At 64.8% G+C, this 17894-nt stretch carries 20 protein-coding genes and 1 tRNA gene; 15 read left to right on the top strand and 6 right to left on the bottom strand.

Translation table 11 applies throughout. The features are described from left to right. Positions 1-26: 26 nt before the first annotated feature. From ASG62_RS14105 to ASG62_RS26505, 6 genes are all read left to right on the top strand, one after another. Complete coding sequence (locus ASG62_RS14105) at positions 27-227, top strand: hypothetical protein (RefSeq protein ID WP_056691454.1); 201 nt, start codon at positions 27-29, stop codon at positions 225-227. 8 nt (positions 228-235) lie between these two features. Beyond that, positions 236-454 (top strand): LuxR C-terminal-related transcriptional regulator, encoded by a 219-nt coding sequence (locus ASG62_RS28045; protein ID WP_082537033.1) that lies wholly within the window; start codon positions 236-238, stop codon positions 452-454. Between the two features lie 79 nt (positions 455-533). After that, complete coding sequence (locus ASG62_RS14100; protein WP_156382145.1) at positions 534-971, top strand: hypothetical protein; 438 nt, start codon at positions 534-536, stop codon at positions 969-971. A 62-nt stretch (positions 972-1033) separates the two neighbouring features. After that, positions 1034-1210: a hypothetical protein gene (locus tag ASG62_RS27395; RefSeq protein WP_210168397.1), complete on the top strand. Its 177-nt coding sequence runs from the start codon at positions 1034-1036 to the stop codon at positions 1208-1210. A gap of 60 nt (positions 1211-1270) precedes the next feature. Further along, a complete protein-coding gene (locus tag ASG62_RS14095) occupies positions 1271-1489 on the top strand; it encodes a hypothetical protein (protein WP_056691449.1) in 219 nt (72 codons plus the stop codon). A 74-nt stretch (positions 1490-1563) separates the two neighbouring features. Beyond that, complete coding sequence (locus ASG62_RS26505) at positions 1564-1890, top strand: hypothetical protein (RefSeq protein ID WP_156382144.1); 327 nt, start codon at positions 1564-1566, stop codon at positions 1888-1890. A 120-nt stretch (positions 1891-2010) separates the two neighbouring features. Here ASG62_RS26505 and ASG62_RS14085 read toward each other — a convergent pair. The 6 genes from ASG62_RS14085 to ASG62_RS14065 form a co-directional block, all read right to left on the bottom strand. Further along, a tRNA-Met gene (locus ASG62_RS14085) sits at positions 2011-2087 on the bottom strand. A 244-nt stretch (positions 2088-2331) separates the two neighbouring features. Further along, positions 2332-2805 (bottom strand): hypothetical protein, encoded by a 474-nt coding sequence (locus tag ASG62_RS14080; RefSeq protein ID WP_056691444.1) that lies wholly within the window; start codon positions 2803-2805, stop codon positions 2332-2334. Between the two features lie 93 nt (positions 2806-2898). Next, positions 2899-3147, bottom strand: coding sequence for a hypothetical protein (locus tag ASG62_RS14075; RefSeq protein WP_057180449.1), 249 nt, complete (start codon positions 3145-3147; stop codon positions 2899-2901). Then, positions 3144-3386 (bottom strand): hypothetical protein, encoded by a 243-nt coding sequence (locus tag ASG62_RS14070; RefSeq protein ID WP_056691439.1) that lies wholly within the window; start codon positions 3384-3386, stop codon positions 3144-3146. Before ASG62_RS14070 ends, ASG62_RS14075 begins: the two co-directional genes overlap by 4 nt. 264 nt (positions 3387-3650) lie before the next feature. After that, positions 3651-4211: a hypothetical protein gene (locus ASG62_RS26500; protein WP_156382143.1), complete on the bottom strand. Its 561-nt coding sequence runs from the start codon at positions 4209-4211 to the stop codon at positions 3651-3653. Between the two features lie 729 nt (positions 4212-4940). After that, on the bottom strand, positions 4941-7151 hold the full coding sequence (locus ASG62_RS14065) for a TonB-dependent siderophore receptor (protein WP_082537032.1): 2211 nt from the start codon (positions 7149-7151) through the stop codon (positions 4941-4943). Positions 7152-7461: 310 nt separating this feature from the next. Between ASG62_RS14065 and ASG62_RS14060 the strand changes: the two genes are divergently transcribed. From ASG62_RS14060 to ASG62_RS14020, 9 genes are all read left to right on the top strand, one after another. Then, entirely contained in the window at positions 7462-8523 is a 1062-nt protein-coding gene (locus tag ASG62_RS14060) for a siderophore-interacting protein (RefSeq protein ID WP_056691436.1), read from the top strand. Between the two features lie 115 nt (positions 8524-8638). Then, entirely contained in the window at positions 8639-9088 is a 450-nt protein-coding gene (locus ASG62_RS14055) for a hypothetical protein (RefSeq protein WP_156382142.1), read from the top strand. A gap of 464 nt (positions 9089-9552) precedes the next feature. After that, complete coding sequence (locus ASG62_RS14050; RefSeq protein WP_244487499.1) at positions 9553-10758, top strand: septal ring lytic transglycosylase RlpA family protein; 1206 nt, start codon at positions 9553-9555, stop codon at positions 10756-10758. A gap of 168 nt (positions 10759-10926) precedes the next feature. Further along, positions 10927-12114 (top strand): D-alanyl-D-alanine carboxypeptidase family protein, encoded by a 1188-nt coding sequence (locus ASG62_RS14045; RefSeq protein ID WP_056691427.1) that lies wholly within the window; start codon positions 10927-10929, stop codon positions 12112-12114. Positions 12115-12133: 19 nt separating this feature from the next. Continuing rightward, complete coding sequence (tmk, locus tag ASG62_RS14040) at positions 12134-12817, top strand: dTMP kinase (RefSeq protein WP_056691423.1); 684 nt, start codon at positions 12134-12136, stop codon at positions 12815-12817. Continuing rightward, entirely contained in the window at positions 12814-13845 is a 1032-nt protein-coding gene (locus ASG62_RS14035; RefSeq protein ID WP_244487498.1) for a DNA polymerase III subunit delta', read from the top strand. The genes tmk and ASG62_RS14035 overlap by 4 nt, the downstream gene beginning before the upstream one ends. 124 nt (positions 13846-13969) lie before the next feature. Then, a complete protein-coding gene (metG, locus tag ASG62_RS14030; protein WP_056692158.1) occupies positions 13970-15517 on the top strand; it encodes a methionine--tRNA ligase in 1548 nt (515 codons plus the stop codon). Positions 15518-15779: 262 nt separating this feature from the next. Beyond that, positions 15780-16589 (top strand): TatD family hydrolase, encoded by an 810-nt coding sequence (locus ASG62_RS14025; protein ID WP_056691421.1) that lies wholly within the window; start codon positions 15780-15782, stop codon positions 16587-16589. Continuing rightward, entirely contained in the window at positions 16586-17395 is an 810-nt protein-coding gene (locus ASG62_RS14020) for an MBL fold metallo-hydrolase (RefSeq protein WP_056691418.1), read from the top strand. The genes ASG62_RS14025 and ASG62_RS14020 overlap by 4 nt, the downstream gene beginning before the upstream one ends. The last annotated feature ends 499 nt before the right edge of the window (positions 17396-17894 follow it).

The raw sequence follows: 17894 nt of genomic DNA, 5'->3' as shown, positions 1-17894 counted from the left end.
GCTGCACAGGATCAGGACTAGGCAACATGGACTTTCAGCCAGAGGATGAATTCGATGAGCAAACGTTGAGAGCGGTTCGCTACTTTAAGAACGAACATGGAGATGAAGCGATCGAGCAAGCGCAAGCCGCCATCAAATACGCTTCTGAAATTAACGATCTGGCAACGGTTGACGTTTTCGAGAAGGCTCTCAGAATATTACAGGCTGAAGTTGAAAAACAGCCGTGAGGTGATCCATGGACGAGCGGGCCGCCGAAAGGAAGCGGGGTCTTTCAGAGCATGAGATTCACATCCTCCAACTGCTGTTGTCTGGTGAAGCGGAGGCCGATGTCGCTAGGCGTTTCGGCATAAGCTCTACGGCCGCGTCTTCCAATTTGGTAGCGATTTACAGAAAGCTCGGAGCACAGCACCCCACTCATGCTGTCGCTGTGGCGATTGCGGAGGGTATCGTATGAAGTGGGTGGACGAAACAGTGTATGTCCTCAGCCGCTGAGGTCCTAAGGGGCTCGATTTATCGTAGGAAGCGACCGCCACATGGCTGGATCTGCTGGCAGATTGCTGATCCTTCTCGACTTCTTCTCCGTACAAGCCGTCCCGACCAGGCAGCGTCGAAGGCCCGGAGAGACGCATGCTCGCGGCACCATGGAGAAGATCCTGAAAGAGGAAGGCGAGGCGCACCTACTTCTCACCCTCCGGTGCATCCGCGAGTCCGCGCCGAACGCTGAGGCCCTGTCGTCAGAGACAATCGCCGCGGTGTCCGATGTCTTGGCGCAGCGACCGGACTGGCATGAGAGAACTGACGAGCTCCTCGCCATCTTCGACCGGATCGACCTCGAGGCGCTTCGCGAGCGTGCCCTAAGGCTGCGACCGTGGCCGGTACGCGGCACCATGCGAGCGTGGCTGTATCTGATCATGGAGAGGCTCATGGACCGATCCAACACATTAGCCATGAGGATGTCCGAAGCGGCATAGATCCGACGCTCTTCCCAGATTCAGCATCACGTGCGAGCGTTACTCCTCATGAGGAGGAAATCATGTCGAGAATCACCATCGTTCGCGTCGCTCTAGTCGGGCTGGTTGGCTTCGTATGCACTGGATGTCTCGAAGCCGGGCCGCGCGGCTACTTCGAGAGCAGCGTCTACGGCTCTACGCCGGTGAACCAGAAGAGCGAGCTGCGAAAGGCGACCCGGGACGATTACCGTCGCATGTAAGGCGGCGCCCTTTACAGGGTGAGCCGCCATGCTCACGTCAGACAATCAGCGGAGGAACTCATGGCGAACCTCAGCCACGACGGCGAAGTCCTCGACGCCCACATGACAGCCCATCTCGTCGCCCTCTTGGCGCTAGTGCGGTGCCTGGAGGAGAACGGATCCCTGCGACCCGGCCAGTATGCTGATGCCCTGCACATGGCGATGGAAAGCGGCCGACGTGATCTGTCCGACATGACGCTGGCGATGCTGCACGGGATCAGGGAAGCGACGCTGGCTTAGCGCCGGCGCTCTTCACATGATCGGCAGGGCGTGGGATTGCTTCCCCGTCATGATCAGAGAAGGCGCAGCAGCCAGTGGCGAATCCGTTCACCGATAAGGACTTCGAAGACCTTTTCACCGCAGGAGAGCAGCCAGGTTCACAGGCTGCATACTGGGTGGATCGTGAACTGCAGCGGCGGCGTGAACTATCCCAGCAGGTGGTCGATGCAAAAATGGTCGCTGCGGCCGAAGCGCAGATCGAAGCGGCTCGGTATGCTCGCCTCGCAGCCGAAGCGGCGATCGACAGCGCGAAGGCTGGCAGGACCACCGCGAACTGGACTCGAGTATCAACCGTGGCGGTGGCGCTCACCGTGATCATCATGGCCGTTGCCACGTGGATCGACGCGTTCAAGCCATCCTGAATTGTCGCGCTTCTGGCCGTCTTGGACTGACCGTGCGCGCCGGCTTTTTCCTCTGTTCGGTTGCCACGATCGAAGCCGGGAAGCGTCGTGGGCCTATCCCGCCTCTGCCGGACGGGAAGCTGGTTGCAGAGGCACGATTCGAACGTGCGGCCTTCTGGTTATGAGCCAGACGAGATACCGGGCTTCTTCACTCTGCTGAAAGTCGTGCCAGTCTCCCGCCTGGCTGTCCGCTGGGAGGCCCGCCCTTGCACCGACGAGCGGCTATAGGGCCTCGGGTCCAAAAGGTGTGGCGCAGCGGCTTCCACGGTTTATCCAGCTGCCGCCCGCCTGCGCCGCATCTCGTTCTGCCCTTCGGCCCAAGACGTATCGCGCATGTCGGGCTGGCTGGTCGGCTTGGCGTCGTCGGCTCGAAGTCAAAAACTCTTTCGCCGACGAGATCAGCTAGTGCAGCGGACCTAGACGGCGCGCTTCGTTCATCTCAGCTATTGCCTCATCCAGCGCGTCGATCGCCTCTAGCACCTCTCGGCCGGCAGCTGTAAGGCGAGCCCAGCGCGAGCCGTAATACCCGTCATACCACTCGACCCAGCCCCGCAGAGACATCCGCCGGCAGACGTCAAGCGTCACGCCTTGGAGTTCGTTGATCGGCTGGCCAACGCTGTCTTCCGAAGGAGCATTATTGAGGTGGCGCAGTAGGTCAATCTGCGGAGCTGTCACGCGGACGACGATCTGATCGGTGCGGTAGCCGTCGGCAATCAATGTCTGGCCTTTTTCGGTGACGATGATCGCCAGCTTAGAGCGCCCGCTCGGTTTAAGGTCCACAAGCCTCAGCTTTCGCAGCTCTTCGGAGGCGACAATCTCCCGATAGGCGAGATCCTCATAGGGGAGGGCGCCCCCGGAGCCGGAGAGACGCTCCATGAGGCTGATCTGCGCAGGGGTGAACTTTCTCCAAGGAAACGATGAGCGCACTGTGCTCTCAAACCCGGGTGACTGATTTGCACGAGAGGAGGATCATGATGCAGCCTCGGCCAAGCCGTTCTCCCGCACGCGCTGCCCCTCCGGCGTCAGACTGTACCAACGATGGCTGCGCCCGCGGTAGGTGACTTCCACAAAGCCGAGCCGCATCAGCTCAAACATCACCGTCATATCACCGCCTGTTACCGCCTTAGCGCTCAAGCCGAAACCGCCATCTCGCGATCCAGCGATCACACGCTTGAGCATCTGATTTTCCCATGGCGTGAGAGCGGTAAGGGCGGTCATTCTTTCAAGCTCGCCTTCACCTCTGCGGCGAGCACGAGCTTCGCCGCGTCCTCACGCAGTGTCGCCTCACGTGTTGCGCTCAAGTCGGCCATACCGCGCCATGACGTCTCAGAGCCGAGGTTCTTACCGCGGACGCTTTCCAGCGGCGTGTCTCTCGCGTCCTTTGCACACTTGTCCGCTTGTTCGGTGTAGAATGCGGTCTGCTTGGCCACCGTATCGATCAGAGTCTCGATGCTCATGGTAGGGATCCCTTCGAGGTGGGTTTCAGGCACCAGGTCAAGCTGCCGGCTGTGCCCCCATCATGTTGCAAATCATGTCCCACTGATCGCCGGAGTGCCAGTGCCAGCGGACGCATACGCTCTCCGCCTATGGGTGGGTGGTATACCGGAACGCCAACAATCAGTTCAGCGGCCCTAGACGACGCGCTACCTCTATTTCAGCGACCAACGTATCGAGTGCGACGGTCGCTTACTGTTTGCGCCGCATAACCGTATCGATACACATCAACCGGCAGTCCCATCGGAATACACTACCTTCGTCACGGTACCCGAAATCTTGGTTGTCCCTGCAGAAATCGGGCCTGACAGTAGGTCAAATGGTTCACGAGCAATGAAAGGATTGTCCTCCCAATAGAAGAACGAACTACTCTGAACGGTTTTTCCTGGGGCTATGCGCACATCAACCTTGCTAGATTGCTTGATTATCTCTTCGTCAAAGGCATCACTGAAAGTGAAATCAAACATAAGTGCGACGACGGTCTTTTCTCCAGCATTTCGAAAAGTCGGTATGAATTCAACCCGCTCGTTATATATCGTCTTCTCGAAGTCTTTTGACTGTATCCGCAGATCGCCTGACACAAACGAGACCGAGTGCGGCGAGCGCGTAGATGCTGATGGTTCTGGCTCAGCAACTGTAATCTTATCGTAGCAGGTAAGTCTTTGAAGCGAATCGGTTTCCGCTCGACAACTTAATATCTCACTATCACCGGCTGCAACCGCTAAGCCGCTCCATGTTACGGCTTCTGCCAGAATGATGGCGGCAGTCCAGTTTATGTATGTTCTCATGGTACCTTCCAAGAGCCGCGATCCAGATAACGGAGCAAACTATCGCCGCAGGGATTACGCGGCCTCGTCATAGAAGCGACATCCGCAGCTCCAGTCTGCGCCGCCTGCAATGCCACGAAGTGAGAACGCACATTGGAGCACTCTGGAGACCGGAACGTTCGCCGAACACGCTGCTACCATTTTGCTACCCAACACGGTAGCACGAGAACGAATGCAGCACGACAAAAGGAGACGAGGCGAGGCGTAAAGCCTTACGATATAGGATGTTCCAATATTCGGCGTGACGAACCGACACCGCCGCAACCGAATTTCAAGACCGGTGCCTTCAACCGCTCGGCCACCCATCCGGAGGCTGTGATCGCTAGCGAGATTTGGCCGGGCAGAGCCTCAATGGGAGGGCCGCTACTTCCAGTCTGCTACCGAACGGTCGTTTCGTTTGGGCTTTACCGCTCGGCGGTTCGCCGCGTCAACCTGTTCCGCCGCACCGTGCGATGGCGCGGGGCAAGGCGTGGGGTCGCAAGGTCGCTGGCAATTGCGTGGCGGCAGACTGGCTGCGGGGGAGTTGTCCTTCCTGCAGGCGCATCTCCCGCGCGGGTTTGCCATTGCTCTGATAGGCTAACCGGCCACTGCGCCGACGGGCCGAGCCAGGAAGCCCGGCCCGTCCGGCGGTAGAACGTTCTGCCTCCAGCATCTCGGCGGGAGAGGGGCTGGGCCCCTCCGCGTCGGTTGCTACCAGCGGAAGGTCGCCTTGCCCGTGATGCGGCGGCCTTCGCCGGCGAAGCAGTAGAAGTCGCGGTTTCCGCAGGAGGCGACGTATTCCTTGTCGAAGAGGTTGCTGGCGTTCACCGAGAGTTCGTAATTGTCCTTCTCGTAGCTGACGACGGCATCGAAGACCGTGGCGCCCGGCACCTTGAACGTGTTGGCATCGTCGCCGAAGCTGGAGCCGACATAGCGGACGCCGAGGCCGGCGCCCAATCCGTCGAAGAGCGAGTCGTTGTGGATCGTGTAGTCCGCCCAGGCCGCGATCGTGTGCTCGGGGACCGTGGTCGGCGTCTTGCCCTCGAACCCGCCTTCCAGATCCTCCGTGATCTCGACGTCGAGATAGGTATAGGCGAGGCGCAGGTTCAGATCCTCGGTCACGCTCGCGACGCCCTCCAGCTCGAAGCCCTGCGAGGTGATCTGGCCCGTCTGCTCGACGAGCGAGCGGTTGGCGACCGGGTCGAAGCCGAAGCGGATCGCATCGTCGCGGACGATGTCGAACACGGAGGCCGTCAGCGTCGCGTCCCAGCCGGGCGGCTGGTACTTCACGCCGGCCTCGTAGAGGCGCCCGGTCTCGGGCTCGAACAGGCCGCCCGTCGTGCTGACGTCGAGCGGCGGCAGGAAGGATTCCGAATAGGTGACGTAGGGCGCGAAACCGCTGTCGAAATTGTAGATGAGGCCGACGCGTCCGGTGATGGCGCTGGCATCCTTGTCGGCGTCCACCGCCGTCAGAAACACGCTGTCGGGGCGCTGCAGCTCGGTCGTCGCCCAGTCGTAGCGGCCGCTCAGAACCACCGAGAGCTTCTCGATCTTGATCTGGTCCTGAAGGTAGAGGCCCGTCTGATCCTGGTCGACGTCGTTGTCGTAGTAGGTGCCGAAGGCCGTGATCGGGCTTCCGTAGATCGGATCGAACACGTTGATCGGGTCCGCGCCGTAGAGGTCGACGCGGTCGGAATAGCCGGTCGTGCGATAGTCTAGCCCGCCGAGGAGCGTATGAGCGAGCGGGCCGGTGGCGAACTCCGCCTGGACCTGGTTGTCGATGGAGAAGCTGTCGAGGTCGGTGTCGCCGGTTCCGCCGCTGCGGTTGAGAAGGCCGAGCGCCTCGTCGGCATAGCCCCCGCCATAGATGCTCGCCTCCTCATGCTGGAGGAAGGAGTAGCGCGCGTTCTGGCGGACGGTGAAGATCTCGTCGATGCGGTGGTCGAACTGGTAGCCGATCGAACCGAGATCCGTGTCGTAGCGGTCGAAATCGGGCTCTCCGAGGAAGCGGCTGTTCGGGATGCGGCGCCCGTTGTTCTCGAAGACCGTGCCGGAGGCGGGGAGGAACTGGAGGCCCCAGCCCGCGCGGTCGCGCTGGTAGTTGCCCTGGACCGTCAGCGTCGTGTCCGCATCCGGCTTCCAGTCGATGACAGGCGCTATGAAGAGGCGGTCGTCGTCGACGTGATCCACCTGATTGCCGGCCTTGCGCGCCACGCCCGTCAGCCGGTAGCCGAAGGGGCTGTCCTCAGAGAGCGGACCGGAAACATCGAAGCGCCCTTCGAGCAGACCGAAGCTGCCGCCATTGACCTCGATCTCGCGCAGCGGCGCGTCGGTCGGCTTCTTGGAGACGTAGTTGATGAGCCCGCCCGGGCCGTTCTGCCCGTAGAGGACGGAGGAGGGGCCCTTCAGGATCTCGACCCGCTCGGCGCCATAGGGATCGAGGCCGAGGAAGTTGATGACCGAGCTCGATGGCAAGCGCAGGCCGTCGAGAAACGTGGAATTGGCCGTCGCGTCGAAGCCGCGAATGGCGAAGCCTCCGAAGCGCGTGTCGCCGCCGCCCGTCGTCTCGGGCGTCACGCCGGCGGAATAGCGGGTGGCGGCCCGGATGGAGCGGACCTCCTGGCGCTCGATCTGTTCGTCCGTGACCACGGTGATGGCCTGCGGCGTCTCGATCAGCGGCGTGTTGGTCTTGGTCGCACCCGCGCTCCGCTTGGCGACGAAGCCCGTCTGCTCGTTCGCCTCGCCGGGGCCCGTGCCGTCGCCGCTCCGGGTGCCGGAAAGGGTGACGGTCTCAAGCTCGATCACGTCCTGAGCCGCGGCCGCGCCGACGGCGAACAGCCCCGCGAGGATCGCCGTGGACGAAAACCAGAGACCGTTCCGGACATGGCGGGACGACCGTTTGCGCGGGGTGGGAAGCGACATGGAACGAACTCTCGGCTGGGACTCAACCTGAGTTTTCTACTCATATTTCCTGACTGTTAGGAACACTTCCGAAATGCTCGGCGGTCTCGGTTCGATGGGTGTGTCGATTTTATCACGCGGGATGATGGTCCTGTCGTCTTTCAACCGGATGCCGAAGCGCTCGAGTTTTCTCCCTCGCTAGCGGCGACGGCCGGCCTTTCATCGAAAACTTGAATGCTGAGTTCAACAATCCTATGCCTCCTGTCGCGAGCGCTTGGACGGATTCGTCCCGAACGGCGCGTGACGGTTCAGACGGCCGGGAAGGTCCTCCATGCTGCAGGCTCACTCCACCATCCGCGTGACGGGCGCCGAGCGCCTCCTGACCCTTCTCTGCGAGCACTTCGCCGAGCATGGCGAGGTCGTGTCGGAGGTCGGTCGAGGGCGGGTCTCGTTCGAGTACGGAACCGCCGTCCTCGCCTCCGACGACGACACGCTTCGGGTCGACGTCGCATCGGTCGATCCGATCCAGCTCAGCTATCTGAAGATCGGCATCGCAGAGCATCTGGCCGAGTTCCACGAGGGCGAACTGCCGGAGATCTCCTGGCAGGGCGACGGCTTACCGGCCGGCTCCCCGCTTCCCTGGTTCCGCGAGCTTGAGGTCGTCCGCTCGGAGGCGCTCACGCCGCATATGCGGCGGGTGCATCTGCGCGGGGAGGATATCGGGCGCTTCGCGCAGGGTGGCTACCACGTCTACCTGATCTTCCCTCCGAAGGATCGATCTCCGATCTGGCCGGTCATGGGAGACAGCGGCCTGCCGGTCTGGCCGCAGGGCGAGGATGCCTTGACCCGGCGCGTCTATACGATCCGCAGCATCGATGCCGCCCGGGGCGAACTCGTCGTCGATATCGTCGTTCATCCCGGCGACGAAACGCCCGGCTCCGACTTCGCCCTCGGGGCCCGACCGGGCGATCTCGTCGGCATTACCGGGCCCGGCGGGGGCGAGGCGCCGCAGGGCGAGAACCTCGTTCTGATGGGCGACGACACCGCCTTGCCCGCCATCGCCCGCATCCTCGAAGATCTGCCCGCTGGCACGCGCGCAACCGTGATCGTGGAAGTGGACGGGCCTGCCGACGAGGTGAACCTCGTCTCGAAAGCCGATCTCGACATCCGCTTCCACCATCGCCAGGGCGCCGAACCCGGAACCTTCGGGGCCTTGCCGCGCGCCTTGCGCGATCTGGACTGGCAGGCGATCGGCCCCGATCCCTTCGTCTGGGCGGCTTGCGAGTTTCAGGACTTCAAGGCCATCCGCGCCCATCTGCGGGGCGAGCTGCGCATGTCGCGCGACCGGCATCTCGTCGTCGCCTATTGGCGGCGCGGACGACCCGGCCATTAAGCGCCCGTAGCGGGGGCTTTCCCGCGATCGGCGTCGGCCCGATGTAGGCCTCCCGAGGCGGCGCCCTCTCGACGAGCCCACGAAGCGTCCCAAGTCAGGGGAAACGGGAGGCTTCATGAAGCGAATTTTATTGCTGGGCGCGATCGCCGTCGCTTTGTCGGGCTGCGTGGCGGACAATCCCCGCTATCTCCGCGGCTACGATCCCTACTGGGACGGCTACGAGCCGCGGCCGGGGGCGGTTTATCGCGACGAGTACCGTCCGCGCCCGATCTACCGGGACGATCGTCCCGTCTACGGCGACCGCTATCGGGGACCATCGCGCTACGATCGCGTCGATCGGCAGCGCGGCGACATCCGGCGGTCGGAGGAGAGACGATCGGAGCCGCGCCAAACCGACCGGCGTGCGGACGTCGCGAGCCGGCGGGACGCGGCTCCCGCCGCCGGACGAGGCCGGATCTCGGAGGAGGGCACGCGCCCGCGTGTGGAGACGCCGAAGACCCTCCCGCCAGCTCCGGCCCCGAGCGCAGGCCCGCGGCCCTATACACCGCCCGTCCGTGTCCAATAGGCACCCACGGAGGGGACGAAGCACGAGTCTTGCAATTTGACCCGCGTGCCGGCCCCGAAAGGGTGCTTGTAACAAAACGTGATCGACGAAAATCTTACGGCGATCTCGCGGTCGAAATAAGGCCAGAATGTGATCGCGCCACAGTGCTTCGACCGATCCGAACGGTATTTGCCACATCCTCGACTGAGCTGCCGTCGGCGATAGATTCGCCGAAGTCTAGGCGGTTTAGGGCTTCGATCGACCGTCCTGGCGCCTGTCCCAACCGGACGACTGCTTCCCCCTTCCTCGCCGGCCCCTCTTTGTTGCATCGACGACACAGTCAATCATTCGACCGCAATGTGGCGGGCGTCCAGGCCGGGAAGGGCGCATTGCCCGTGAATTAAGAGACTGTTTACCTTTAGAGGCGACAGGGATGGGGAGGAGCGGCCGCAGGGCGCCGTTTCCGAAGCCGGGGAATGAAACGCATGATGACTGCCGGAGGAAAAGTCGGCCGCCGCATCGCTCTGTCGATGCTCGTCATTGCCGGCGTTTCGGTTTCCGGTTGCCAGTCGGGCTCCTCGACCCACGGGGGCGGCGCCGACGACATCATTCATTCCGATCCCAACGAGTCGTTCTCGTCCAAGGAGTTCGGCGTTTCCGCCAGCCCGCGCGTTACCAACAAGCGCATCGTCCGCAAGGGCGGCGGGCGCGATCAGGTGGGCAAGCCCTACAAGGTGCGCGGCAAGTGGTACTATCCCAAGGAAGAGCCGGGCTACGTGAAGACCGGCGAGGCCTCCTGGTACGGCTCCAGCTTCCACGGCCGGCTCACCGCCAACGGTGAGGTCTACGACATGTTCGGCCTCTCCGCCGCGCACCCGACCTTTCCGCTCCCGTCCTATGCCAAGGTGACGAACCTCAAGAACGGCAGCGAGATCACGGTTCGCGTCAACGATCGCGGCCCCTATCACGAAGGCCGCGTGATGGACCTCTCCTCCAAGGCCGCCGAACTTCTCGGCTACAAGCAGGACGGCATCGGCGAGATCAAGGTCGAGTATGCCGGTCGGGCGCCCCTCGAAGGCGACGACACCAAGATGCTGATGGCGAGCTACCACCCCGGCAACGTGCGCGCCATCGATAGCGGCCTTCCCTCCGGCGTGATGGTCGCGATGAACGAGGAGCGTGCCCCGCGCTTCCCCGCCATGACCCGCAAGGTCGCCTCGCCGGACCTGCCGGGCGTGCGCCCCGACGCGGTCCTCCAGACCCAGCCCGCGACGATCGACGAGGTCACCGTCGGCTCGATCATCGGACAGGCCGCCCGCTCGGAGCCAGGCATCGGCGCGATCGTGCCCAAGCCCGCCGCCCGCCAGCGCATCCAGCCTCTGGTCGTCAGCTCCTTCGCCGAAGCGCCGAAGTTCGGCGGCGCCGCCGGCGCGCTCGACACGCTGGCCTCCCGCGCCACGGCGACGCTGCGCAAGGGCGAGCGTATCGAGATCGGCGCGATAACGGATGCCGCTCTCGTCGCCGCGATCCGCGATCTCGCCAAGGGACACGGCAAGCTCGTCGCCGATGCCGATCCGGCCGGTGGCGCCGCCACCCTCGCGCTCGACCTGAAGCCCTCCGAAGACGCCGACGCGCTTCTCGCCCAGCTCTGGCAGGCCGGCGCTTCCGACGCCTTCGTTCTGCGCGACTGACGACCGACCGGCCGCATCGCAGCCGGTGGGGTCTCGGCGCCTGCAAATGCCGGTGCAGCGAGGCCTTCGGCCGTTGCGGCGCTTCATCGGTGCGGCTATCTCCATGACATGGTCGGTTATCCAAGAACGTCTGGTTTCGAACCGGCTTCGAAGGGGCAGGGGTCTTCGATGCGGCGTGTGACGACGGCGCTGGCCGCTGCGATCTGCCTCTCGCTTTCGCCCGCGGCGCTCGTCTCGGCTGCCGCTGCGGCCGACCGTGCCTCCGCGCCGGTGGAGACCAAGGCGCGTCAGGCGCTGATCGTCGACGGCGAGACCGGGGCCGTTCTCTTCGAGAAGGATGCCGCCGCGCCGTTTCCGCCGGCCTCTCTCGCCAAGCTCATGACCATGGAGGTCGTCTTCGAGGCGCTCGAAGCGGGCAAGCTGTCGCTCGACCAGACCTTTCCCGTCAGCGAACACGCCTGGCGCACGGGCGGCGCGCCCTCCGGCACCTCCACCATGTTCGCCGGGCTGAACTCCAGCGTTCCGCTCGATGCGCTGATCCGCGGCACGATCGTCCAGGCCGCGAACGATGCAACGATCATCATCGCGGAGGGAATGGCCGGGTCGGAGCCGGGGTTCGCCGGGCTGATGAACGAGGCGGCGAAAACGCTTGGCCTTGCCGGTTCGCACTTCGTCAATCCGTCCGGGCTTCCGGCGGAGGGGCAGAGCGTCACCGCCCGCGATCTCGTGACGCTCGCGCGCCATATCGAGGAGCATCACCCGAATTTCTACGCGATCTACGCCGAGCCTTCCTTCGAGTGGAACAAGATCTTCCAGCGCAACCGCAATCCGCTCCTGGCCATGGGGATCGGCGCGACCGGCATGGGCACGGGCTACACCGAGGCATCCGGCTATTCGCTGATGGGCGTGACGGACCGGGCAGGGCGCAAGACCTTCCTCGCGCTCGGCGGTCTCGACAGCATCAAGGATCGCACCGAGGAGGCGCGCCGGCTGCTCGACTGGTCGAACGACACGTTCGAGCGCGCCGAACTCTTCGCCGCCAAGACGCCGTTCGGCGCGGCGAGCGTCTATGGCGGCGTCGTCTCGAACGTTCCCGTGGAGACGCACGAACCGATCGTCGTCTATGTGCCGAAGGAGCGAGAGGACGCCGTGAAGGCCGAATTCGTCTATGACGGGCCGCTTCTGGCGCCGGTCGAGGCCGGCCAGAAGATCGGCCGCCTGTCCATCCTCATCGACGGGCGCGAGAGTCTCTCCGCCGATCTCTTCGCCGCGACCGCGGTGGAGCAGGGCACGTTCGCATCGCGCGCCATGGGCGCGGCGCGCGAACTGGCCTTCGGCTGGATTCGCGCGCTTTGACGGCGCTTCAGGTGCGGCCATGATCGGCTTCTTCATCACCTTCGAAGGCGGCGAGGGCAGCGGCAAGACCACGCAGATCGCCCGGCTGGCGGAGGCGCTTCGCGCGGATGGCTCGACGGTCGTGACGACCCGCGAGCCCGGCGGCACGCCGGGCGCCGACGCGCTCCGGCACGTCATTCTCTCCGGCGCCGCCAAGGCTCTGGGCGAAGAGATCGAAACGCTGCTGTTCGCCGCCGCCCGCTCGGACCATGTGGAGACGCTGATCCGTCCCGCGCTCGAGGCCGGCCGCATCGTCCTCTGCGACCGGTTCCACGATTCGACGCGCGTCTACCAGGGTCTCGGCGGCCGGGACGAGGCCCTGATCGAAACGCTGGAGGCCGCGACGATCGCCGGGCTCTATCCCGATCTGACGATCCTTCTCGATATCGATCCCGTCGAAGGCCTCGCGCGCGCGGCCAAGCGGCGCGGCGCGGAGGTTGCCGATCGGTTCGAGGCGGAGGGGCTGGCGCTGCACACCGAGCGCCGGCGGGCCTTCCTCGCCATCGCCGTTTCCGAACCCGGCCGCTGCGTCGTCGTCGATGCCGCCCGGCCGGCGGACGAGATCGCGCGCGAGATCCGCTTCATCGTCGGCGAGCGGCTGGAATGCCGCCGGCTGGAGACGAAGGGCCGCCAGACCAGCGCCAGCGCGCCGGCCACGCCTTGAGCGCGATCGAGGTCGCCGAGGAGCACGACACGATCGAGGGCGTCGCGCCGCCGTCCTCGGCGCGTCGTGTGCTGGGGCAGGACACGGCCTGGGGCGAGCTTCTGGCGGCTGAGGCCAGCGGGCGGGTTCATCACGCCTGGCTGTTCCAGGGCCCGCGCGGCATCGGCAAGGCGACCGCCGCCTTCGCCTTCGCCCGCCGGCTTCTCGGCTACGATTCCGAGGCGGACCTCGTGCCCGGTGGGGACGGTGTGGACCGGCAGGTGGCGCAGGGGAGCCACCCCAACCTCATTCATCTGACGCGTCCCGCCAACGAGCGCACGCCGGGCTTCAAGACCCAGATCACCGTGGAGGAGATCCGGCGGCTGAACCGCTTCTTCCAGGCCACGACCTCCGGCGGGCAATGGCGCATCGCCATCGTCGATCCCGCCGACGACATGAACCGGAATGCCGCGAACGCGCTTCTGAAGATTTTGGAAGAACCGCCGGCCCGGTCGCTCTTCCTCATAACGAACCACTTGCCGGGGCGGCTTCTGCCGACCATCCGCTCGCGCTGTCGGCTCCTGCGCTTCGACCCGCTGGCGCCGGATGCGCTCGAACAAGTGCTTCTCGGGCTCGGCCTCGATGTGACCGAGACGGAAATCCGCTCCGTCCTGCCGCTCGCCGCGGGCAGCGTGCGAACCGCCGCCTCGCTCCTGGCGAGCGGCGGGCTCGATTTCGAGGCTCGCATCGAGACGATCTGGAGCCGCCCCGAGGCGGACTGGCCCGCCATCCACGCCTTGGCCGACGGGCTGACGCAGAAGGGGCGGGAGACCGCGCTGGAGCTTTCGCTGGCGGGTCTCTTCCGCCGGCTCGGGGCTGAGGCGGAAGCTCACTTGGCGGCCGGCGACCTCGACCGCGCGGCCGGCCTCTCGCGCCTCTGGAGCGCGGAAAGTTCAAGGCTCCGCGAGGGCGCAGCCTTCAATCTCGACCGCAAGCAGATGCTGCTGACCTTCTTCGCACGGCTCTACGAGGAGCGGGCGGCGGGTTGACCCTGCCGCGCGGCGTGATCCGAAGGCCCGTGAGGTCAGCGAACGGATTGAGCCGTTGCGCGCGATGCTTTATCTCGGCGAAGGCGGTCACGCTCCCGAACGCGAACCCTTGTCGAAAGCCAGCATGGCCGAACGTTTCTACATCACCACTGCCATCTCCTATCCGAACGGTCGGCCGCATATCGGCCACGCCTACGAGCTGATCGCGACCGACGCGATCGCCCGGTTCAAGCGGCTCGACGGATACGACGTGTTCTTCCTGACGGGCACCGACGAGCACGGCATCAAGATGCTGCAGACGGCGCGCGACCAGGGCATCGAGGTTCGCGAGCTCGCGGACCGCAATGCCGAGGTCTTCCGCGAGATGGGCAAGGTGCTCGGCAGTTCCAACGACGACTTCATCCGCACCACCGAGCCGCGCCATCACGCCGCGAGCCAGGCCATCTGGACGCGGATGCTGGAGGCGGGGGACATCTACAAGGATTCCTACGCCGGCTGGTACTCCGTGCGGGACGAGGCCTATTTCGCCGAGGACGAGACGGAGCTTCGCCCGGACGGCATTCGCTATGGCCCGCAGGGGGCGCCCGTGACCTGGATGGAGGAGGAGAGCTACTTCTTCCGTCTCTCCGCCTTTCAGGATCGGCTGCTCGCGCTCTACGAGGCCGAGGCGGATTTCGTCGGCCCGGCCGAACGGCGCAACGAGATCGTCTCCTTCGTCAAATCGGGCCTGCGCGATCTCTCCGTGTCGCGCACGACCTTCGACTGGGGCATTCCCGTGCCCGGCGACGAGCGGCACGTCATGTACGTCTGGGTCGACGCGCTCACGAACTATCTGACGGCGACCGGCTATCTCGACGGCGGCGAGCGCAGCGCCTTCTGGCCGGCGGATCTCCACGTCATCGGCAAGGACATCGTCCGCTTCCACGCCGTCTACTGGCCGGCCTTCCTCATGTCGGCTGGACTGCCGCTGCCCAAGCGCGTCTTCGCCCACGGCTTTCTCTTCAATCGCGGAGAGAAGATGTCGAAATCGGTCGGCAACGTCATCGATCCGTTCTCGCTGGTCGAGACCTACGGGCTCGATCCCCTGCGCTACTTCCTTCTGCGCGAGGTGCCCTTCGGCCAGGACGGCAACTATTCGCACGAGGCGATCGTCAACCGCGCCAATTCCGAACTCGCCAACGATCTCGGCAATCTCGCGCAGCGCTCGCTCTCGATGATCGCCAAGCATCTGGACGGCGTGGTGCCGCAGCCCGGCGCCTTCACGGAGGCAGATGCCACGATGCTGGCGACGACGGCCGATCTTTTGCGCCGCGCCCGCGAGGCGATCGACCGGCAGGAGCTGCATGCCATGCTCGCGCCGATCATGGCCTCCGTCGCCGACGCCAACCGCTATTTCGCGGCGCAGGAGCCCTGGGCGCTGCGCAAGACCGACATGGCACGCATGGGCACCGTCCTCTACGTGACGGCCGAGACCCTGCGCCGGGTCGCGATCCTGCTCCAGCCGATCATGCCGGCGGCGACGGGCAAGCTGCTCGACATTCTCGGCGTCGCCGAGACCGAGCGCAGCTTCACGGAGCTGACGCCCGACATCGCGCTCGTGCCCGGCCGCGCCATGCCCGCGCCGAGCGCGATCTTCCCGCGCATCGTCGAACCGGAGGCAAGCGCCCCGTAACCGCCTCGCGGGAGAAAGCCGCTGCAGAGGAACGCGGGCAGGGGGCGCCGCACTGGTTCGCCGCGCTGCGATGCGCTATCTCCGGCGAAACGAGATGAGGGTTCGCGGCGCCGCGCCATCCGGTCGCCGCGAGCCATCGCATGAGAGCATGCTCCGATCGGGCGGACCCGCCCCATCGGAGACCGATGCTCCCGAACCCAAACGACAGAGCGTCCCTCGTGAGTCCCTCAGGACCCACGGCGCTCTCATGGATCGATCTCCCATGAGCCTCTTCCTCGTCGACAGCCATTGCCATCTCGATTTTCCCGATTTTTCGGAAGAGCGCGACGCGATCGTGGAGCGGGCGGGCGCCGCCGGCATCGGGACGATTCTCACGATCTCGACCCGCGTCGCCCGGATCGAGAGCCTGATCGCTCTGACCGAGGCCTATCCCGGCGTCTATGCGACCGTCGGGACCCATCCGAACAGCGCCGCCGAAGAGCCCGACGTGCTGACTGCGGAGCTCGTTCGCTGGGCGGAGCGGAGCAAGATCGTCGGGATCGGCGAGGCCGGGCTCGACTATTTCTACGACAAGGCCTCGCCCGAGGTGCAGACATCCGTCTTCCTGCGCCATATCGCGGCCGCCCGCGAGACGGGCCTGCCGCTGGTCATCCATGCTCGCGATGCCGACGACGACATGCGGCGCATTCTGGAGGCCGAGACGGAGAAGGGCGCCTTCCCGTTCATTCTCCACTGTTTCTCCTCCGGACCGGCGCTGGCCGAGACCGGCATCGCGCTCGGCGGCACCGTGTCCTTTTCCGGCATTCTCACCTTCAAGAAGTCGGATGCGCTGCGCGAGATCGCGGCATCCGTGCCCCTCGACCGGCTGCTCGTCGAGACCGACGCGCCGTACCTCGCGCCGATGCCGAACCGCGGCAAGCGCAACGAGCCCGCCTATGTCCGCCAGACCGCCGAGGTTCTCGCGGCCGTGAAAGGCGTCGATTTGGACACGCTGGCGGCCGCCACGTCGGACAACTTCTTCCGCCTCTTTTCCAAGGTGCCCGATCCGCGCCGGACGAAGGCCGCGGCGTGAGCGACCTCCTGCGGCTGACGATTCTCGGCTGCTCCTCGTCGCCGGGCGTGCCCCGCATCACGGGCGACTGGGGCGCCTGCGACCCCACGAACCCGCGCAACCGGCGCAGGCGCGCCTCCGCCATGCTGCAGCGGATCTCGATGAGCGGCACGACGACCGTCGTCTACGATTGCGGCCCGGATTTCCGCGAGCAGATGCTGGCCGGGCGGGTCTCGCGCATCGACGCGGTCATCCTGACCCATCCCCATGCAGACCACACCCACGGCCTCGACGATCTGCGCGGCTTCATGCTCGAACAGCACGAGCGCATTCCCGTTCACGCGGACACGCCGACCTATGAACGCGTGGTCGAAGCCTTCCGATACTGTTTTCACAGGCCTGAAAAAAGCGACTACCCATCGATCGTCCGGCATGTTCCGATGGAGGAATATATTCCGGTTCGCGTGGACGGGCCGGGCGGGCCGCTGGAGATTCTGCCGTTCCGCCAGATCCATGGCTCGATCACCTCGCTCGGCCTGCGCTGCGGTCCGATCGTCTATGCGAGCGATGTCAGCCATTTTCCCGATCCGGCGATTTCGGCCATTTCGGGCGCCCGGCACATCGTCATCGATGCGCTCCAGTACAAGCGCCATCCGAGCCATCTGTCGGTCGAGCAGGCGCTGGACTGGATCGAGCGGCTCGGCGTGCCCGAAGCGACGCTGACCCATATGCATACGCCGCTGGATTACGAGACGCTCTGCCGCGATCTGCCGAGCCACATCCGGCCAGCCTATGACGGCCTGGAAATCGAGTTTCCGATCGACTGAGGCGAAACACCGCCGAACGCTGCGATGGCGTGCCCGAGCGTGTTCGAGGGCAGCAAGCGAGCTGAAAGCGTCGGCCGGCAGACGGATGGCCTGATCGTTCGAAAAGCTCCCATCTCATCGAGCTGAGCTCGTCGGCATGACATGCAGTTCGCCATATCCGGCAAGAGCGACACTCCGCAGCGGACGGCGAAGGACGGAGCGGGCACCTCCGCACGGCTCTCCAGTTTCTTCCAGTGCGCATTCCAACAAGCCCAATCGATCGAACCCATGGAGAGCCGCTCGAAATGGCCTTCTTTGCCAACTAAGCAGGGGACTGGATCAGGATCACACGAGAGACAGTTGCATAATATACATTATGGAACATATGGGGTGAGGTTGGAGAAGAGGGTCTCGTGTTCGTTCCTGTCTGGTCACCGCATCAAAGATGCGGAGGCACTGTCCCTCTTTGTGCCGACGATGTGTTTCGATCTCCCCAATGTCGGCGACGTGCCTCTGCCTT

This window comes from Aureimonas sp. Leaf427, from assembly GCF_001425485.1.
Taxonomy (GTDB): Bacteria; Pseudomonadota; Alphaproteobacteria; order Rhizobiales; family Rhizobiaceae; genus Plantimonas.
Note: the sequence above shows the minus strand (reverse complement) of the source record. Positions and strands in the feature narration are given on the sequence as shown.